The 18,026-nt window shown below is 73.0% G+C and carries 17 protein-coding genes; 5 read left to right on the top strand and 12 right to left on the bottom strand.

The window, feature by feature from the left end; all coding sequences use genetic code 11:
* Window positions 1-401 precede the first annotated feature (401 nt).
* Complete coding sequence (locus ACWC91_RS00655) at window positions 402-1,340, bottom strand: AurF N-oxygenase family protein (RefSeq protein WP_225075549.1); 939 nt, start codon at window positions 1,338-1,340, stop codon at window positions 402-404.
* Between the two features lie 152 nt (window positions 1,341-1,492).
* Here ACWC91_RS00655 and ACWC91_RS00650 point away from each other — a divergent pair, with 152 nt between their 5' ends.
* On the top strand, window positions 1,493-2,605 hold the full coding sequence (locus tag ACWC91_RS00650; RefSeq protein WP_450640816.1) for a ferritin-like domain-containing protein: 1,113 nt from the start codon (window positions 1,493-1,495) through the stop codon (window positions 2,603-2,605).
* Here ACWC91_RS00650 and ACWC91_RS00645 read toward each other — a convergent pair.
* The 7 genes from ACWC91_RS00645 to ACWC91_RS00615 form a co-directional block, all read right to left on the bottom strand.
* A complete protein-coding gene (locus ACWC91_RS00645) occupies window positions 2,587-3,105 on the bottom strand; it encodes a DUF3291 domain-containing protein (RefSeq protein WP_376505520.1) in 519 nt (172 codons plus the stop codon). The two genes, ACWC91_RS00650 and ACWC91_RS00645, sit on opposite strands and share 19 nt — an antisense overlap.
* Window positions 3,106-3,149: 44 nt before the next feature.
* Entirely contained in the window at window positions 3,150-4,619 is a 1,470-nt protein-coding gene (locus tag ACWC91_RS00640; RefSeq protein WP_450640803.1) for a penicillin-binding transpeptidase domain-containing protein, read from the bottom strand.
* A 19-nt stretch (window positions 4,620-4,638) separates the two neighbouring features.
* Window positions 4,639-6,000, bottom strand: a complete 1,362-nt coding sequence (locus tag ACWC91_RS00635; RefSeq protein WP_225075552.1) for an FtsW/RodA/SpoVE family cell cycle protein — start codon at window positions 5,998-6,000, stop codon at window positions 4,639-4,641.
* 43 nt (window positions 6,001-6,043) lie between these two features.
* Window positions 6,044-6,478, bottom strand: coding sequence for an SH3 domain-containing protein (locus tag ACWC91_RS00630; protein WP_450640801.1), 435 nt, complete (start codon window positions 6,476-6,478; stop codon window positions 6,044-6,046).
* A gap of 166 nt (window positions 6,479-6,644) precedes the next feature.
* Window positions 6,645-7,985 (bottom strand): sensor histidine kinase, encoded by a 1,341-nt coding sequence (locus ACWC91_RS00625; RefSeq protein WP_225075554.1) that lies wholly within the window; start codon window positions 7,983-7,985, stop codon window positions 6,645-6,647.
* The gene (locus ACWC91_RS00620) at window positions 7,982-8,788 is read right to left on the bottom strand and encodes a hypothetical protein (protein WP_225075555.1); all 807 of its coding nucleotides are present in this window, start codon (window positions 8,786-8,788) and stop codon (window positions 7,982-7,984) included. Before ACWC91_RS00620 ends, ACWC91_RS00625 begins: the two co-directional genes overlap by 4 nt.
* 162 nt (window positions 8,789-8,950) lie before the next feature.
* Complete coding sequence (locus tag ACWC91_RS00615) at window positions 8,951-9,457, bottom strand: protein-tyrosine phosphatase family protein (RefSeq protein WP_225075556.1); 507 nt, start codon at window positions 9,455-9,457, stop codon at window positions 8,951-8,953.
* A gap of 157 nt (window positions 9,458-9,614) precedes the next feature.
* Between ACWC91_RS00615 and ACWC91_RS00610 the strand changes: the two genes are divergently transcribed.
* Window positions 9,615-10,427, top strand: a complete 813-nt coding sequence (locus ACWC91_RS00610) for a nuclease-related domain-containing protein (protein ID WP_450640798.1) — start codon at window positions 9,615-9,617, stop codon at window positions 10,425-10,427.
* A gap of 108 nt (window positions 10,428-10,535) precedes the next feature.
* On the opposite strand, the gene ligD is transcribed toward ACWC91_RS00610, so the two are convergent.
* On the bottom strand, window positions 10,536-11,417 hold the full coding sequence (gene ligD, locus ACWC91_RS00605) for a non-homologous end-joining DNA ligase (RefSeq protein WP_450640796.1): 882 nt from the start codon (window positions 11,415-11,417) through the stop codon (window positions 10,536-10,538).
* 111 nt (window positions 11,418-11,528) lie between these two features.
* Here ligD and ku point away from each other — a divergent pair, with 111 nt between their 5' ends.
* Window positions 11,529-12,599, top strand: coding sequence for a non-homologous end joining protein Ku (gene ku, locus ACWC91_RS00600; RefSeq protein ID WP_450640795.1), 1,071 nt, complete (start codon window positions 11,529-11,531; stop codon window positions 12,597-12,599).
* Between the two features lie 114 nt (window positions 12,600-12,713).
* Here ku and ACWC91_RS00595 read toward each other — a convergent pair whose 3' ends face one another.
* Window positions 12,714-13,295, bottom strand: a complete 582-nt coding sequence (locus tag ACWC91_RS00595; protein ID WP_450640793.1) for a hypothetical protein — start codon at window positions 13,293-13,295, stop codon at window positions 12,714-12,716.
* 99 nt (window positions 13,296-13,394) lie between these two features.
* Between ACWC91_RS00595 and ACWC91_RS00590 the strand changes: the two genes are divergently transcribed.
* Window positions 13,395-13,691, top strand: coding sequence for a hypothetical protein (locus tag ACWC91_RS00590; RefSeq protein WP_225075654.1), 297 nt, complete (start codon window positions 13,395-13,397; stop codon window positions 13,689-13,691).
* Between the two features lie 21 nt (window positions 13,692-13,712).
* Here the strand turns inward: ACWC91_RS00590 and ACWC91_RS00585 are convergent, their stop codons facing one another.
* Together ACWC91_RS00585 and ACWC91_RS00580 are read right to left on the bottom strand one after the other, a co-directional pair.
* Window positions 13,713-14,582, bottom strand: a complete 870-nt coding sequence (locus tag ACWC91_RS00585) for a class II glutamine amidotransferase (protein ID WP_225075561.1) — start codon at window positions 14,580-14,582, stop codon at window positions 13,713-13,715.
* A 200-nt stretch (window positions 14,583-14,782) separates the two neighbouring features.
* Entirely contained in the window at window positions 14,783-16,447 is a 1,665-nt protein-coding gene (locus ACWC91_RS00580; protein WP_225075562.1) for a helix-turn-helix domain-containing protein, read from the bottom strand.
* A 195-nt stretch (window positions 16,448-16,642) separates the two neighbouring features.
* Between ACWC91_RS00580 and ACWC91_RS00575 the strand changes: the two genes are divergently transcribed.
* Entirely contained in the window at window positions 16,643-17,911 is a 1,269-nt protein-coding gene (locus tag ACWC91_RS00575) for an NAD(P)/FAD-dependent oxidoreductase (RefSeq protein WP_281155227.1), read from the top strand.
* Window positions 17,912-18,026: the final 115 nt, after the last annotated feature.

The following is an 18,026-nucleotide window of genomic DNA, read 5'->3' as shown; positions in this document are numbered from 1 at the left end:
GGCCCCGCGTGGCGCGTGCCCTCAGGCGGGAGGGCTGGACCTTGCGGCGCCCGGTGGCCGTGCGGTCCGTGCCACGGCTTCCCGGCCTGACGCCGGGCCTGCGAGGCCCGTGGCCCTCGCGACGGCAGCTTTCGCCGGTCGAGCGGCTTCACATGCCACGCGGGTCGGTGCGGCCCCCGGGTCGCGCGGCCCGGTGCGGGTCCGCTGGGCCGCCCGGGGTGTCTCGGGCTGTGGCCGTGCCGTGGGTTCGCCCCTGCGGCTGGCGGCGCTGACGGTGGGGCCGGCCGGATCCGTATCGAGTCGGCGGTACCGGACATGGGGGAGCCGCTGTCAGGGGCCGGCCCCGTGTCGAGGCCGGCGTCGCCGGGCCGCTCATCGCTCCCGTGGGGGTGCCGGCCGGGTCAGGCCAGGAGGCCCGAGGACTGCCAGAGGCGGCGGCCGACTCCGCGGAGGACACCGATGTCGTCCAGGAAGTCCGTCAGGCGCTTCGCGCCCGTCTGCATGACCTCCCGCCGGTGCCCGCTCGCCTTCACCTGGGCCATCGCCTCCCGTTTGTCGAGGCCCACGTTCGTGTACACCTCGGGGTTGACGAAGGCGACCGAGAAGACCCGGGCGAACTCGCCCGAGGTGATCCGGGTGAACTCCTGCGACCACTTCGGCGCCGTCATCATCTGCCGGCGCAACTCCTCGCGGGCGTAACGGACATGGCGCGCCTCCTCCACGACGTGGATCCGCGTGACGCCCCGGATCAGCGGCTGCACCCGCTCGTCCGGGAACGTCAGCCGCTGCATCCAGTCCAGGACCTCCTCACCGAGCAGGGTCGCGGTGAAGGACCCGGGGGTCGTGGAGATCGTCTTGAAGAGCCGGCCGAGGTTCTGGTGCGCCCGGCTCACCGGGTACCAGGGCGTCTCGCCCCGCGATATGACACGGGCGAACATCTTCGAGTGCCGGCACTCGTCCTCGATCTCGGTCAGCGCGTACCGCACGTGCGCGCTCGTGGCCGCCTTGTCGTAGATGTGCCGTACGAGCAACTGCATGAGGATCAGCTCGAACCAGATACCGAGCGAGGCGAGCGCCGCGGCCTCGTGCCGGGAGAGCAGGATCCGCTGCTCCTCGCCCATCCGCTTCCACAGCGGTGTGTCGTACAGCGACACCAGCTCCGGCGGCCAGAACCACTTGCCCTCCTCGAAGGGCGCGTCCCAGTCCAGTTCCCTGTCCGGGTCGAAGGAGTGCTTGGCGGAAGAGTCGAGCAGCCGCTCGGCCACCTGCTCCCGGTCCTTGAGCAGGCCGAGCGCGTCGCGCAGGCCTGAGAGCGCGCCGTCTTCCGTCACGGTCGTCATGGCTGTCCCACCTCGTCGTACGGGATGTGGCCGGGTCGGCTGGTTACCCGCGGGTCAGGTTCCCCGCCTCTTATGAGACTGCCTGTCAGCAAGCCCGTCAATCCCTTGCGCACGACTTGTTGACTCAACGTCTACGTGTGAACCTGCGAAGTATGCCGACCTACGACCTGTACGCCAGGAATCCGGGGGACTCGCGCTGGCAGGTCCCCGCGACCGGCGCGGCTCGCTTCAGCTGGGAGTACGACGACGGCCGCGACCGCCTCCTCGCCCTCTACCAGAAGGGCAAGGACAAGCAGTGGGACGGGCAGAGGCGGATCGACTGGGATCTGGAGGTGGACCCCTACGATCCGCTCGGCACCCCTGAGGAGGCGATGACCCTCTACGGCACCCCGCACTGGGCGAAGATGACCGACCGTGACAAGGGTGAGCTGCGCCGCCACTTCGCGTCCTGGCAGTTCAGCCAGTTCCTGCACGGCGAGCAGGGCGCGATGATCTGCGCCGCGCGGATCGTGGAGTCCGTCCCCGACCTGGACGCCAAGTTCTACTCGGCGACCCAGACCATGGACGAGGCCCGGCACGCCGAGATCTACGGCCGCTTCCTGCACGAGAAGATCGGGATGCTCTACCCGATCAACGACAATCTCCAGTCCCTCCTCGGCGACACCCTCCGCGACAGCCGCTGGGACATGCCGTACCTGGGCATGCAGGTGCTGATCGAGGGCCTCGCCCTGGCGGCCTTCGGCATGATCCGCGACACCACGAACAAGCCCCTGCCCAAGCAGATCCTCGCCTACGTCATGCAGGACGAGGCCCGCCACGTCGCCTTCGGCCGCATGGCCCTGCGCGACTACTACCGGCAGCTCACCGACGCCGAACTGCGCGAACGCGAGGAATTCGTCATCGAGGGCTGCTACTTGATGCGCGACCGGCTGCGCGGGGTGGAGGTCCTGGAGAACTTCGGCATCCCCAGGGCGGAGGCCGACGAACTCAGCGAGCACTCCGAATTCCTCCAGCTCTTCCGCCAGTTGCTCTTCAGCCGCATCGTCCCCTGCGTCAAGGACATCGGCCTGTGGGGCAAACGCCTCCAGCAGGCCTACGTCGACATGGGCGTCTTCGAGATGGGCGACTCCAACCTGGACCAGCTCATGGCCCAGGACGAGGAGATCGCCGAGAAACTGGACGCCGAACGTTTCGCGGCCGAGGAGCGGGAGCGGGTGGCGGAGGTGGAGGAGGCGATCGAGGAGGGTCAGCGCCTCACCGGCTGATCACCCGGCTGCTCGGGCGCCCCGCCGGCCACCGGCACCGCCCGCCGGGGCGGAAACGACGTCCGCAGGGTGAACGCGTACTCCGTCGGACCGTGCGCACGGAGGTGGAGGAGCCGTTCCTCCGCCTCCGCGACCGTGGGACGGTGACCCGCCGGAACCCACCACAGCGCGGTGACCGCCTCCGTCGGCCGCTCGAAGAACTCCCGGCGGCGGGCGAGCATCTCCCGGTGCCGGCCCCGGTACATGTAGGCCGTAAGGGCGTTCGCGTCCCGCCACACCGACATGTTGACGATCAGCCACGTGTCGCCGAACACCGCCACGTCCGTCGCGTTGCCGGAGTCGCTCTTGAGTCGCCAGACGAAACCCTCCGCGGCGTCCGCGTCGGCGTTCACCGGGTCGAGCGCGTCCACGAAGTCCTTCAACCGCGGTGAATCCAGAGGAGCGTTGAGGCGGGCGATGTTGACCTGGGCGAGTTCGTGCACGGATGCCGGAATCGTCATGCCCGAACGGTAGGGCGGCCACGGTGCCCCCGGGCACCCCCGTCTCACCCAGCGGGCGGCGCGTGCAGCACCGTCTCCATCACCGCCCTGGCGATCGGCGCCGCCGTACCGCCCCCGCTGATGTCGCCCCGCCGCGCGGACGCGTCCTCCACCACCACCGCGACCGCGACCCTCGGCTCAACGTCGTTGTCGCCCTGCGCCCAGGAGACGAACCAGGCGTACGGCGTACCGGCGTTGCCCAGGCCGTGCTGAGCGGTGCCGGTCTTGCCGCCCACCGTGGCCCCGGGGATCGCCGCGTTCCCGCCGGTGCCCTCGGTGACCACGTCGGCCATCAGTTCCCGCAGCCGCGCCGCGGTCGTCGGACGCATCACCTGCCGCGCGGGCCGGGAGCCGGCCGTGGAGACCGTGCCCCCGTTCCGGCGGGTGGTCCGCTCCACGAGGTACGGCGGCCGCGCCCGCCCGCCGTTCGCGACCGCGGCCGCCACCATCGCCATCTGAAGCGGAGTGGCGCGCGTGTTGTACTGCCCGATCGAGGACAGCGCGAGCTGCGCCCGGTCCACCCGGGCGTCGAACGTGCTCGGCGAGACCGAGAAGGGAATCCTCACCTTCTTGTCGTTGAAGCCGAACCCCTCCGCCGCGGCCCGCATGCCCCGCACCCCCACGTCCACGCCCAGCTTCGCGAACACGGTGTTGCACGACCACTCGAACGCATGTCGCAGGGAGGCGTTCCCGCAGTCGTCGGCCTCGTTGTACAGCCACGTCTTCGTGCCCGGCAGCAGATACGGGTCGGGGGAGTCGGTCGGCTCGTCCAGATCCCGCACCACGCCCGCGTCCAGCGCGGCCGCCGCGGTGACCACCTTGAACGTCGACCCCGGCGGATACGTCTGCCGCACCGCCCGGTTCAGCATCGGCCGCTCCGGGTCCTCGTTCAGCCGCGCCCACACCGCCGACACCGCCGGCCTGTTCCCGGACAGCAACGAGGGGTCGTACGAGGGCGTGGACACCAGCGCCAGGATCCGCCCCGACGCCGGCTCGATCGCCGCGACCGCCCCCTTGCGTCCGCCCAGCCCCTCGAACGCGGCCCGCTGGGCGGCCGGGTCGATCGTCGTCACCACGTTGCCGCCCGGGCTCTGCCCGCCCGCGAAGCCCCGCCACAGCCCGAACCCCGCGAGCATCGGATCGGAGCCCGACAGCACCGCGTCCTCGGAGTACTCAAGGAGCGTCGTCCCGTACAGCTGCGAGGCGAAGCCGGTCACCGGCGCGTACAACGGCCCGTCCGTGTAGGTCCGTTCGAAGCGCAGTTGCTCCCGGGTGTCCTTGGAGCCGGTGACCGGCCGGCCGCCGACCAGGATCTCGCCGCGCGGCTGCTGGTAACGGGCGATGGCGGGACGGCGGTTGGCCGGGTTGCCGCCGTACGTCGGGCTCTGGAGCACCTGCAACCAGGCGATGTTCACCAGGAGCGCCACCAGCAGCAGCACGCAGAAGGCCGCGGCGTGCCGGATGCACCGGGTCAACGGACGGCCTCCTCACGGTTCACGGGGCCACCGTCCCGTCGTACTCCCGGCGCGCCACATGGCTCACCCGGATCAGCAGCGCGACGATCGTCCAGTTGGTCACGACCGACGAGCCGCCCTGCGCCAGGAACGGCATCGCCAGTCCGGTCAGCGGGATCAGGCCGGTCACCCCGCCCGCGATCACGAACGCCTGGAGCGCCATGAGCGAGGCGAGCCCGATCGCGAGCAGCCGGCCGAAGGGGTCGCGCAGGGCGAGGCCGGCCCGGTAGCCGCGCTCGACGAGCAGCGCGTACAGCAGGAAGACCGCGGACAGCCCGGCCAGACCCAGTTCCTCCCCGGCGGTGGCCAGGATGAAGTCCGACTTGACGGCGAAGCCGACGAGGATCGAGTGGCCGAGGCCCAGCCCGGTGCCGGTCACCCCGCCCGCCGCGAAGGAGAACAGCGACTGGGCCACCTGGCCGGGCCCCTGACCGGCCTCGATGGACGCGAACGGGTGCAGCCACTCCCCGAACCGGCTGTGCACGTGCGGCTCCAGCGAGCCGACGGCGACCGCGCCGGCCGCCGCGAGGAGCACCCCGACCGCGATCCAGCCGATGCGGCCGGTGGCCACGTACAGCATGACGACGAACAGCCCGAAGAACAGCAGCGAGGTGCCGAGGTCGCGTTCCAGAACCAGCACGCAGACGCTCAGCAGCCAGACCGTGACCACCGGCCCCAGCACCCGGCCGGTGGGCAGCTGCAGCCGCCACACCCGGCGGCCGCTGTACGCCAGCGCGCCGCGGTTGGCGGCCAGGTACGCGGCGAAGAACACCGCGAGCAGCACCTTGGCGAACTCGCCCGGCTGGATGGAGAACTCGCCCACCCGGATCCAGATGCGGGCGCCGTTGACGGCGGGGAAGAGGATCGGCATCGTGAGCAGGGCGAGCGCGCTGGCGACACCGAGGTAGGCGTAGCGCTGGAGCCACCGGTGGTCGCGCAGCACCAGCACCACCAGGATGAACAGCCCCACGCCCAGCGTGGACCACACCAGTTGGGCGGGCGCGGCCTCGTCGCCCGGCGTCTCCAGGTCGAGCCGGTAGATCAGCACCAGGCCCAGCCCGTTGAGCAGTACGGCGATGGGCAGCAGCAGCGGGTCGGCGTACGGCGCGCGCAGGCGCACCGCGATGTGCGCGACCAGCGCGAGTACGCCGAGTCCGGCGCCGTATCCGGCGGCGCCGGGCGGGACGGCGCCGTTCCTCGCCAGGCCGACGGCGCAGTAGCCGCACACCGGCAGCAGGACGGCGAGGACGATGAGGAAGAGTTCGACGCCGCGGCGCCGGGGGAGGCGGTCGGCGGGCGCGGACGGGGCAGCCGCTGCCACGGTGGTTCCGGCCTGGGTCATGTCCGGAACCTACCCAGAAGGAGCGGCTTGTCCGCCCTGTGTGTCAGCACCAGCGCGGCGAGGGCCCGACGTTGGCGATGTGGCGCGCCGAGCCCCACGCCCAGATGCCGTCCGAGAGCAGGTACCACACGCGGTTGCCGTTCACCCGCGGTCCCAGCGTCTTGCAGTGGATCCACACGAGCCGGCCCGGCCGGGCCACCTGGAGGACCCGGCTGCCGCGGTCGGGGTGGGTGCGCAGGGCGAGCCCGCCGCGGGCCGTGACGACGCCCCGGTAGGAGCGCGGGTGGCGGTGGTCGGGGGCGCCGCTGTCCTGTCCGGCCGCGGTCGGCCGGGGCGGCGTGCTGTGCTCGGCGGCCGCCGTCCGGTGACCGCTCCGGTCGCCGTCGCCGGCGGCGGCGGGCGTCGCGGCGACCGCGGAGAGGAGGGCGCCGGCGGCGGCCGCCATGGCCAGTCGGGTGAGGGGGGAGCGCGGTGACATGGAGTACCTCCACCTGAGGTGGCGTAGCCCTTCGAGGCCGGGCGAATCTGACTAACCGCCACATTAGGAGCGCCGCGTCCCGGTGGCCCGTCACACTGCGCCATCAGGGCGCAGCCGGCTGAGAGGACGTTCACCCGGCGCCGGGCCGGGCTCGCCGTGGGACGGGTCACCTGGAGGCGGTGTCAGCCGGTCCCGCGTCATCCCGGACGGTCCCGTCGGCCGCGTCCGGCCCCGAAGGCGCGGGCGGCTCCTGAGGAAGCGTCAGTGTCGCCACCGCCCCGCCCTCCGGCGCGTTGGCGAACTCCAGCCGAGCGCCCAGCACCTCCGCCTGGCCCAGGGCGATGGTCAGCCCGAGCCCGTGCCCGGTCGCGCCGCCCTCCGTACGGAAGCGCTGGGGGCCGTGCGCCACGAGGTACTCCGGGTAGCCGTCGCCGTGGTCCCGCACGGTGACCACCGGCCCGTCCACGGTCAGCACCACCGGCGGCCGGCCGTGGCTGTGCGCGTTGGCCACGAGATTGCCCAGCACCCGCTCCAGCCGCCGCCGGTCGGTCTCCACGTACACGTCCCGTACGACCCTGACCCGCGTGTCCGTCCCGGCGGCGGCCCCCGCCGCGCTCGCCGCCCGCACCGCTCGCTCGGCCACCGAGCTGAGGTACCCGGCGTCCAGGGCCGGCCGCTCCCGCCCGGTGTCCAGCCGGGAGATCTCCAGCAGGTCCTCGGTGAGCGTGCGCAGCGCGGCCACCCGGTCGCGCACCAGTTCGGTGGGGCGGCCCGGCGGCAGCAGCTCGGCCGCCGCGTGCAGCCCGGTCAGCGGGGTGCGCAGTTCGTGCGCCACGTCCGCGGTGAACCGCTGCTCGGCCAGCAGCTTGCCCTGGAGCGACGACGCCATGGAGTCCAGCGCCGCGGCGACCGCGGCCACCTCGTCGTGCGGCCGGGACGCGTCCCGCGCCAGCGGGTCGTGCACGCGCGCGTCCAGGTCGCCCGCGCTGATCCGCCGGGCCACGCGCGCGGTGGCGTGCAGTCGCCGGGTCACCCGGGTCACCGCGAACGCGCCGACCAGCAGGGTCGCCCCGATCGCCAGCAACGACGACCACAGGATGGACTGGTCCAGCGCGTCGATGGTGCGGGCCTGCTGCGAGTAGTCGACCGCCACGGCCAGCGTCCGCCCCCGGTCGGCGGGCCCGGCCGCCCACATCGTGGGGCGTCCGTGGTGCATGTCGACCATCGTGCCGCGCTGTCCGCTCGCCGCCAGCCGCCGCAGTCGCTCCGGCAGCCCCTCCGGGTCGACGCCGGCGCCCGGCAGCAGCGTGTCGCCCGACTCGAACGCGGTCGTGGCGTCCTTCAGCCGGGACAGGGCGAGAGTGCGTGCCTGTCCGACGGTCTGGTCGGTCACCGAGACGTGCACGAGCACGCCGAGCAGCGCGGCGAGCGCGCAGCACATCACCGTGATGAAGGCCGCGGCCTTCACCGCGAGCGTCCCGGCCCACCGGGGCACCGCGACCCTCATCGCACGCCCGCGGAGGAGGGCGAGGAGGGGGTGGGGGTGAGGGAGGGGGCAGGCGAGGGAGCGGGGGAGGGTGCGCGGGTGGACGGGAGCGGGGAGGCGGCGAGGGGCGAGTGGGTACGCGCGTGCGTGGGCCGGTGCCGGCCGGTGCGCAGGAACTCGTCGCGCGAGAACACCATCGCCCGCTGCTCCGGGTCCCAGGACCACGTGGTGCGGTACTCGTACCCGGCGATCCCGGCCGGCGAGCGGATGATCACGGCCCGTCCGGCCAGCTCCACGCCGATCACGGCGTCGTCGTTGGCGAACACCTGCAGCAGCCGGTGCCCCTCGAAGGTGTAGACGCGCACCGCGGTCTGGTTGGTCGGGTACAGCCGGAAGCCCAGTGCCATGTCGTCGTGCCCGTCACCGGTGAGGTCCCGGTAGTACGGCCGCATGACGGGACACCGCGACGGCTTCTCCCCCCGGCCGCACTCGGCGAGCCGGTCGGCCGTGTCCTGGTACGGCGCCCTGGCGCTCGTGTAGGCGTCCGGATGCGCGGCCACCTCGGCCCGTACGACGGCCACCGGGTCGACCGCGTGGATGTCGTCGCCGGGAGCGGTGACGCCCTTGACCGTCTCGATCTGTATCTCGTCGTAGGGCCAGGCGGGGCTGGCCGCCGGGCGCAGCGAGGGCCACAGCCGGGCCGGGCTGACCGCGGTCGGCGTGGGCCCCGCGCCGCGCAGTCCGCCGGCGTCGCCGCAGGCGGCCGTCGTCGCCGTCAGCAGGGTGGCGAGGGCGGCGACCAGGGCGGAGCGTCTGCGGTACACGTTTCTCCGGTGGCTGGAGGAGAGCTGGGGAGAGGGAACGGCGCGGGTAACAGCCTCGTACACCCTATTCGTTTCGTATGGAAGTCCCTTTTGCTCACGGGCTTTCGTTTCCCACGGGGCCGCGGGCCGCCGCCGGTTCGGAGCGCACCTTCGGTGAAACGGTTACTCGGCCAGCTCCTCCAGCAGCCGTGCCGTCGGCAGGCCCGTCCGCAGATAGTCGACGAACAGATCGTTGTGCAGCGCCCAGGGGGAGCGGCGGGCGCGGATCAGCCGTATCGCCTCCTCGGCGGAGCGTCCCTGGCGGACCAGCGCGTGCGCGACCACCAGGCCCGAGCGGTTGTAACCGGAGTAGCAGCGCACGAGGACCCGGCGGTCCTGGTCCACCGCGTCACAGGCGGCCCGGGCCAGCCGCATCACCCCCGCGAGCTGCGTCCCGTCCAGCGGCCCGTCGGGTATCGGCCACACATGGTGCTCGACACCCGGGTCGGGCCCGTGCCCCGGCAGGCTGAGCAGGGTCTGCACAAGATCGAACTCATCGCGCACGACGGCGAGTTCCAGTTGCCCGGAGTGCGTCCTGAACTCGTGCCCGCCCATCCACAGGCCGGGCACGATCTCGCTCCACGGGCTGTCCGGAGCCGGTACGTCGGGCTGCTTCCTGCGGGTCCGCAACGGCGCCTCCCCAACTCCCCCTCCCCGATCGGAGCCCGTCCTCGGGCTCCCGCCCGCCCGGCGGCGTTGTGCGTCCGACGGCAGGCTCTCTCAAGGTAGCCAAGTTCTTGCCCCGGGAGCACCCCGCCTGTTCCCATGGTCGTGGGGGTGATGGTGCATGAGCGGACACCGCGGACTGCGCGTCATACCGACCTGGCGCCACGGACAGGAACGGCTGTACGTCTGCCGGCCCGACGGCAGGAACATCGCCTGGTACGACCGTGAGGCCGCCCGGGTCAACCTCCTCAGCGAGGGCGAGCAGGAGGACGTGCTCCAGGCCCTGGGCCCCTTCCTCACCGGCCCGGTGGCGGTGGGCCCGCCCCCTGTGCCCACCCCCGCCGAACTCGCCCGCCTGAGCCTGCACCCGGACGACGACCTGGCCCCCAACCGCCCCGGCGAGGCGCTGCTGATCGCGCTGGACCGCGAGCCCGCCCCCGCTCACCGCATCCGCCCGGACCCGCGCCGCCGCGCCCTGACCGCCGAGCAGACGGTGGGCGAGGCCCTGGACCACCTCGACGGCGCCGGCTGGCACGCCCTCCACTCCGTCCCGCTGCCCGGCGGCGACCGCATCCACCACCTGGTCATCGGCCCCGGCGGCCTCTTCGCCGTCCACGCCCTGTACGCCCACAGGCAGCGCGTCCGCATCGACGACCCGATGGTCGCCCTCGGCCGGCACGACCCCGCCCCCCTCCTGCGCGACCTCCGCAGCCGGGCCGACCGGGCCTCCTACGCCCTGACGGCCGAGGTGCGCCCCATCCTGGTCCTGACGGACCCGGCCGCCCTCCGCGTCACCGCCCGGCCCAGGGGCGTACGCGTCCTGGAACCCGCCGACCTGGGGAACCTCACCCGCCTGAGCGCCCTGCTGAAACCGGCGGACGTGGAAGCACTCCACGCGATGGCGAGGGACCGCAGGACGTGGGAGCGGGTGTGACCCGTCGGCCGGGCCGAGCGGGGGTGACCGGATGACCTGGTTCCCCCGAGCGGTGTGACCGGACGGACGGCTGCCGCCCGAGCGGAGTGACCGGACGGCGGTTTCCTCTCACGGCAGTGCGGCCGCGCGCCCAGGGTCCAGCAGCGGGGCCAGCAGGTCACCGTGGTCCCGCAGCCGGGGCACGATGTCCCGCGCCCGGAACTCCAGCCGCCCCGGCGCCCGGCACCCCGCCACCTCCTCCCACGTGACCGGCGCCGAGACCGTCGGCTCCCGGCGGGCCCGCAGCGTGTAGGGCGCCGCCGTGGTCTTCCGCGCCGCGTTCTGACTCCAGTCGACGAACACCTTCCCCGGGCGCAGACTCCGCGTCATCCGGTGCAGCACCAGATCGGGCATGGCACGCTCCGCCTCCACGGCGAGCCCCTTCGCGTACGCGGACGTCCGCGCGCTCGAAGCCCCCCGTACCGCGGCCAGCAGATGCAGACCCTTCGAGCCGGACGTCTTCGCGTGCGCCTCGATCCCGTCCTCGGCCAGCCGCTCCCGCAGCCACATCGCCACCCGGCAGCAGTCCACGACACTCGCCGGCGCCCCGGGATCCAGGTCGAACACCAGCCGGTCGGCCTCCTCGGGTGCCTCGGCCAGCCACTGCGGGGTGTGGAACTCGGTCACCAGGTTGGCCGCCCACATCAGACTCGGCAGATCCTGCACGAGGACCATCCGCGCCGCCCCCGCCGACCTCGGCACCTCGGCCGTCGTCACCCACTCGGGCGTACCCGGCGGCACGTTCTTGGCGAAGAACACCTGCCCGTCCGGCCCGTCCGGGTACCGCAGGAAGGACACCGGCCGGTCCCGCAGATGGGGCAGCAGTGCGTCGGCGGCCGTCGCGTAGTAGTGCAGCACCTCCCCCTTGGTGAACCCGGTCGCGGGATACAGCACCTTGTCCAGGTTGCTGAGCGCGAGCCGTCGCCCCTCCATCTCCGTGATCGGCGCCATACGATAAGAAAACCATGGAAACTGCTTGAATCCTTAGAAACAGACCAAGCGGAACAAACAGCTCATACAGATCACGCATTTCGTACTGATCCGATCCGGAAGGTTCTGCACGTGCGATCCATTTGGAACGGCGCCATCTCGTTCGGCCTGGTCAGCATCCCGATCAAGCTCGTGAACGCGACCGAGAGCCACACCATCTCCTTCCGCCAGATCCACACCGAGGACGGCGGCCGCATCCGCTACCGCAAGGTGTGCGAACTGGAGGATCGCGAGGTCACCCAGGCGGAGATCGGCAAGGCCTACGAGGACGCGGACGGCAGCATCGTCCCGATCACCGACGAGGACCTGGCCCACCTGCCGCTGCCCACCGCGAAGACGATCGACATCGTGGCCTTCGTCCCGGCCGACCGGATCGACCCGCTCCAGATGGAGAACGCGTACTACCTGGCCGCGAGCGGCGCCCCCGCCGCCAAGCCGTACACCCTGCTGCGTGAGGCCCTCAAGCGCAGCCAGAAGGTGGCGATCGCGAAGTTCGCCCTGCGCGGCCGCGAGCGCCTGGGCATGCTCCGCGTGGTCGACGACGTCATCGCCATGCACGGCCTGCTCTGGCCCGACGAGATCCGCGTCCCCCAGGGCGTGGCTCCGGACGTCGACGTCACCGTCCGTGACAAGGAACTGGACCTCGCCGACGCCCTCATGGACACCCTGGGCGAGGTCGACATCCAGGACCTCCATGACGAGTACCGCGAGGCGCTGGAGGAGGTCATCGCCGCCAAGGCCGCGGGCGAGGCGCCCCCCGAGGCCCCCGGGCCCGCCCCCGGCGGGAAGGTCCTCGACCTGATGGCCGCCCTGGAGAAGAGCGTGCGTGCGGCCAAGCGGTCCAGGGGCGAGGAAGTGGAGGAGGAGGCGGCCGGGGAGCCGGCGGAAGAGGCCGAGGAGGCCGAGGTCAGGCATCTCCCGCGCGGCAAGCGGGCCGGCGCCGCGGCCAAGAGGACCACCGCCGGGAAGCCGGCTCCCGCGGCGAAGAAGACCGCGGCGAAGAAGACGGCGGCCACCGCGAAGAAGTCCACGTCCAAGGCGGCACAGTCGTCGCGGTCCGCGAAGAAGACCGCGACGACCGCCAAGAGCACGGCGAAGAAGACCCCTGCGAAGAAGACGGCCTCCCGCAAGCGCACCGCGTGAGGACGGACCCCGACCGGCTCCCGCCGCACGAGGCCCGTCCCCTCACCGGCCGTCACCGGCTGTCGGTCACCGCACGCGCCGCAGTGCCGGCACGGCGTCGTGCCCCCCGAACCCTCATGCCGCGGCCCGCCGGAAATCGGCCGCACAGCGCGCGCCGACGGCGAGCAGCACACCGGACAGCGCGAGGGACAGGCTCGCCCAGTTCATCCAGCCGTAGTCGGGGTTGCTCGGATAGAAGGTGCCGTCGTCGAGGAAGCAGTCGAAACGCAGCGGCAGATAGGAGGACTGATGGTGGGTGAGGTGCCGGCGGACCTCGCTGCCGAAACCGTCGCGACAGGCCGGAGCCGGTACCGAGTCCGCGCCGTCGCCGAACTCGTGCTCGGACACCGCGATGTCGAAGAACCCCAGTGAATAGACGGCCGCGGCCGCGAGGCCGGCCGCCGGCGCGGCGCGGCGCATCAGGTGCACCGGCCACGGCAGGGGCCGCCCCGGCAGCGCCATCACGAGCGTCCCGGCCAGCGCGATCAGCGCACCGACGGCACAGATGAGGAAGACGGCGATACCCACGAGCAGCATGCCCTTCACCTCCTTGCACGAGGGGCGCCGCACGTGTTCGACGACGCGCGGCACGTACCCGACGACGTGTTCCGACCACCCCATCAGGCCCTGGATCACTCCGGCTGTGAGGCGGGCCACTCCGCCCGTCACAGCAGTGTCACAGCAGGGCGTCAACCGGCCTGTGAGATGGTTGAGTTGGGGCAATCACGCCCCTCGCCAAAGGGAGTTGACGTGACGATGGCGGGTCCCGACGCCACCTTGCTCGTGGCCCTCGACGAGGCGGTCGCCGCTCTCAGGGCTCCTCTGGAAGAGGCGGACCGCGCGCAGGGCTGGACCGACGATCTCCGGCGAGAGGTGCAGGAGGAGATCTCGGTCAATCGCTCGGTGCTGCGCCGCCAGGGGCTGTTCATGGTGTGGTACCTGCGCCCCCGCCTCGATGCGTGGATGGACTACGAGGGCGTGCGGCCCGGACGCCTCCGGAGCCTCGTGCTGGACGTGCAGCGCCGGTTCGTGGCGGCCCGGAGCACGTCGTAGGAACGCGCTCAGGAGTGAGGCCTATGCGGCCTTCTGCGAGGCGGCGGCGTCGGGGCGCAGTTCGTCGAGGGTGAGCGGGTGTGCCGGCGGCTCGGGCAGGACGAGGTGGCGGGCGGTGCGCAGGTCGGCGCCCACGTGGAGCAACTCGCCCGCCTCCAGCAGGCGCCAGCCGGGGTTGTCGTCCATGCGCTCGCTGGCGACGACGACGGCCGGATGCCCGGCCAGGGCCTCGGAGTGGACACGCATCCGCCCGTGACTGCCGCTGTGGTCGAGGTGCCGGGTGCCGTGCCGGCCGCCCGCCGCGCGCTCGAGGACGTACAGCTCGTGGGTGCCGGGGTAACGCAGCGCCCACAGCTGGTCGGGGGTGACGAGGACCAGGTTGAGGGCGTAGAGGGGCAGGTGCTCGGCGATCCAGCGCGCGGCCCGCGCGATGCCGGTGGTGACGTCGCCGCCGTGCGCGCGGGTCTCCCGGGTGACGAGGGCGAAGAACCGCTCCGAGTCGGTGTCGCCGCTGACCAGTGACCGGTCCTCGCCCAGATGGTCGTCGAGCGCGTCGAGGCCCTCGACGACACCGTTGTGCGCGAACAGCCGGCCTTCCTGTTCGAACGGGTGCGTGTTGCGGGCGTCCAGGCTGCCGGTCGAGGCGAACCGCACATGGGCGAGGAAGGTGGCGGACTCCACCTGCCGGGCGTCCTCGGCGAACGCGCGGTCCCGGTAGGCGGCGATCGGCGCCTTGTCGACCCGCGGGGTGCCGTCCGCGTCGAAGTACCCCAGCCCGGTGCCGTCCGGATCGCGGTGACTCTGCCGGCTGAGACTGTCAGGCGCCTCCAGCAGCCAGAAGGTGGCGCGGGTGCGCCGCGGCGCGCTGCTGAGTCCGAACAGACGGCACATCGGGTTCCTCCGCGGATTGTCGGACGGCTCAGGCCGGTGAAGGTCCGTGACCGGCGCCCGGCGGCCGCTCCGGCCGAAACCTTCTCCGTGTTCCCGGCCGCCGGGCCGTGAACCGGGTCGTCCGTGAAGATCCGGACTAGTCGCTTACCCCCGCCGGGCAGCGTCCGGGGAGGGAGTGGCGAGAGGCTGAGAGCCGGCGGTCACCTCGGCGGCGGATCGTTCGGCCCTGGCTGCTCGCCGTGCGCGGGGTTCTCGCCCATCGTCATGAGCTGGAGCCGCAGAGCCAGCCGCAGGCGGGGTGAGGAGAGGTCGAGCGGGACCGCCTCTTCGAGCTTGCGCAGCCGGTAGCGCAGCGTATTGGGATGGACCCGCAGGTGCCGTGCGGCGCTCTGCGGGTCGCCGAAGTGGTCGAGCCAGGCCGCGAGGGTGGTGAGGTACGGCGTGCCGTGCTCCTCGTCGTGTGCGCGCAGCGCGGCGAGCGGCCCGCCGAGCCGCCACGTGCCGGTCCCGACGGCGGCCCTGGCGCGCTCCACGACGACGGCGTCCCAGGCGTCCTCCATCAGCACGAACCCCCTCCCGTCGGCGAGAGGGGCGAGGGGGAGCCGTCCGGCGCCGATCAGCCGGTGGAGTTCCACGGCTTCGGCCGTGGAGCGCGGCAGCTCGTCGGGGGAGCGGGCGGGGCAGCCCGCCACGGCGTACAGGCCGGGGTCGTGCGCGCGTGTTTCGGTGAGCACGTGCCGGAGCCAGTCGACGGTGCCGGCGTCGGCCCGGACACCGGGCGCGCCCCGCCGCCCGCCCCGCCCCCGGTCGGTGACCACGCCGAACAGCAGCCCGTCGAGGTCGGCGAGCAGCGGCTGGTGCCAGCCGAACCGGTGAGCGACCGACTCCCACAGGTCCAGCTGCCTGCGCACGTCCTCCGTCCCGCCGGGCGACGACCCGAAGGCCACCACCCGCCAGGGGCCCGCCGGCAGCGCGGCGGCCGCTCCAGGTCCTCGGTCCGGGACGGCGCCTTCGCGCAGGGCTGCCCGCAGCTGCCCGGCCGACACCCGCCGTGCGATGCCGGCCTCGGCGCGCAGCCGCAGCAGATGCAGGGCCAGGACGGAGGCCACGTCGCCGAGCTCGCGGATGCGCTCCGGGGGAACCGGCGACGTGACCACGGCCCAGATCGAGCCGAGCCACTCGCCGCCGGCCCGCACGGGGATGATCAGCCTGGGCAGGATGCCGTCGGGTCCGGCGGGGGTCCGGATCGGGTCGCTGGAGCGTGCCAGCCGGCGGAAGACGCCGCTCGCCCGGAAGTGCGTCAGGGTTTCTGCGGGGACGCGCCGCCCCACGATGGTGGAGACCCGTGCCGGGTCGGTGCTGTCCTGCCGCGCGGAGTAGGCGAGGACGCGGGACTGCGCGTCCTCCACCGTCACGGGCGCGTCGATGATCTCGGCCGCCGCGTCGGCCAGTGCGAACAGGTCGCTGTGCGGACCGGGCGTGCCGAGCGCGCCGGTGGCGGGCGCGGAGGCCCGGTCGATGACACCGCGCAGCAGCCAGACGACGTGTGCCCACGAGGTGTGCGGTCGCAGTTCGACCAGTGCGGGGCCCGCCAGTCCCCGGGCCGCGCGGACCACCTGCGGGTCGCGCGCGGCGGGGCGCTTGAGCACGAGGCCCGCGGCCCCCGCCACGGCGGTCCGTTCCAGCAGGGCGAGGGCTCCGGACCGGTCGGTCACCCCCACCCCCAGGACGAGTTCGCCCGGCTGGCCCGCGCTGTCACCGGGCTCGGCCAGGGCGACGTCGTGCACCTCGGCGTTCCCGGCCGGGACGACCGTACGCAGAAGCCCGGCCCCCAGGGACTCCACGAGGTCGGACACGGTGATCACGGCCGGCACCCCGCAGCGCGGCATCGGGGACTGCTCATGAGCCCCATTGTGTCCCACGCGCATAGTGCTCACCGCATCATCGGCATCGCCCTCATTGTCCGCCCGCCACAAAGACAACGGAGCCCACCGGCATCACCATCGGAGGCGTCCGGGGCGCCACCACCCCGGACACCGCTCCGGATGAAGAGGTTCCGCATGGCCGCCCGCCCTCCCTCGCCCGCGCCCTCCGCCCCCAGCCGTGTCGCCGTCGTCGGCGCGGGCATGGTCGGACTGTCCACCGCCTGGTTCCTCCAGGAGCGGGGTGTCGGCGTCACCGTGTACGACCGCGAGGGGGTCGCCGCCGGATCGTCCTGGGGCAACGCCGGATGGCTCACCCCCGGCCTGGCGACGCCGCTGCCCGAGCCGGCGGTCCTCACCTACGGGGTGCGCGCGGTACTCAGCCCGTCCTCCCCGGTCTACGTTCCGCCGAGCGCCGACCCGAAGCTGCTCAGGTTCCTGGCGGGGTTCGCCCGCAACAGCACCGCGTCCCAGTGGCTGCGGTCGATGCGTGCCCTCGTACCCATCAACAGCCTGGCGCTGCCGAGCTTCGACACGCTGGCCGAGGGCGGTGTCGAGGCGCGGACGTCGGAGGCCAAGTCCTTCATCGCCGCCTACCGCACGGCCGCGGAGCGCAAGGTCCTGCTGGAGGAGCTGGAGCAGATCCACTCCGCGGGCCAGACCATGGAGTTCGACGTCCTCGACGGGAACGAGGCCCGGGGGGTCGAGCCGTCCCTGTCGGACGAGATCGGCGCGGCGATCCGGCTGCACGGTCAGCGCTACATCGACCCGGGACACTACGTGCACGCCCTGGCCGACGCGGTCCGTGCCCGGGGCGGGGTGATCCACGAGGGCACGGGGGTGACCGAGGTGCGGGACGAGACGGCCGGTGTCACGGTCGTCGGCGGCGGAGACGGCGAGCGCTTCGACGCGGTGGTCCTGGCCACGGGCGCCTGGCTCGGCCGCCTCGCCCGGAAGTTCGGCGTGCGCTCCCTCGTGCAGGCCGGCCGCGGCTACAGCTTCAGCGTCCCGGTCGAGCACGTGCCGTCCGGTCCCGTCTACTTCCCCGCCCAGCGCGTCGCCTGCACGCCCCTCGGCGACCGTCTGCGGGTCGCCGGAATGATGGAGTTCCGCAAGCCGGAGGCGCCCCTGGACACCCGCCGCGTCCACGCCATCGCCGAGGCCGCACGCCCGCTGCTGCGCGGCGCCGACCTGGACGCCCGCCAGGACGAGTGGGTCGGCTCCCGCCCGTGCACCACCGACGGCCTGCCCCTGATCGGCGCCACCCGCTCCCCCCGGGTCTTCGCCGCGGGCGGCCACGGGATGTGGGGCATCACCCTCGGCCCGGCCACCGGACGCCTCCTCGCCGAGACGATCGTCACCGGCGAACGCCCCGCGCAACTGGCCCCGTTCGACCCGCTGCGCTGACGCCCGCGCCGCTGTCTCAGCGCCCGCGCCGCTGTCTCAGCGCCCGCGCCGCTGTCTCAGCGCCCGCGCCGCTGTCTCAGCGCCCGCGCCGCTGTCTCAGCGCCCGCGCCGCTGT

This window comes from Streptomyces sp. NPDC001204 (assembly GCF_053598035.1).
The sequence above is the reverse complement of the archived record's forward strand: the minus strand, read 5'-3'. Positions and strand labels throughout refer to the sequence as shown.

Excerpts from the sequence above, each read along its gene's own strand:
- ACWC91_RS00625 (WP_225075554.1), bottom strand. The coding sequence starts at position 7,985 with ATGAGGGTCGCGGTGCCCCGGTGGGCCGGGACGCTCGCGGTGAAGGCC.
- ACWC91_RS00585 (WP_225075561.1), bottom strand. The coding sequence starts at position 14,582 with ATGTGCCGTCTGTTCGGACTCAGCAGCGCGCCGCGGCGCACCCGCGCC.
- ligD (WP_450640796.1), bottom strand. The coding sequence starts at position 11,417 with ATGGCGCCGATCACGGAGATGGAGGGGCGACGGCTCGCGCTCAGCAAC.
- ACWC91_RS00635 (WP_225075552.1), bottom strand. The coding sequence starts at position 6,000 with ATGACCCAGGCCGGAACCACCGTGGCAGCGGCTGCCCCGTCCGCGCCC.
- ACWC91_RS00630 (WP_450640801.1), bottom strand. The coding sequence starts at position 6,478 with ATGTCACCGCGCTCCCCCCTCACCCGACTGGCCATGGCGGCCGCCGCC.
- ACWC91_RS00610 (WP_450640798.1), top strand. The coding sequence starts at position 9,615 with ATGAGCGGACACCGCGGACTGCGCGTCATACCGACCTGGCGCCACGGA.
- ACWC91_RS00650 (WP_450640816.1), top strand. The coding sequence starts at position 1,493 with ATGCCGACCTACGACCTGTACGCCAGGAATCCGGGGGACTCGCGCTGG.
- ACWC91_RS00645 (WP_376505520.1), bottom strand. The coding sequence starts at position 3,105 with ATGACGATTCCGGCATCCGTGCACGAACTCGCCCAGGTCAACATCGCC.
- ACWC91_RS00575 (WP_281155227.1), top strand. The coding sequence starts at position 16,643 with ATGGCCGCCCGCCCTCCCTCGCCCGCGCCCTCCGCCCCCAGCCGTGTC.
- ACWC91_RS00655 (WP_225075549.1), bottom strand. The coding sequence starts at position 1,340 with ATGACGACCGTGACGGAAGACGGCGCGCTCTCAGGCCTGCGCGACGCG.
- ACWC91_RS00590 (WP_225075654.1), top strand. The coding sequence starts at position 13,395 with ATGGCGGGTCCCGACGCCACCTTGCTCGTGGCCCTCGACGAGGCGGTC.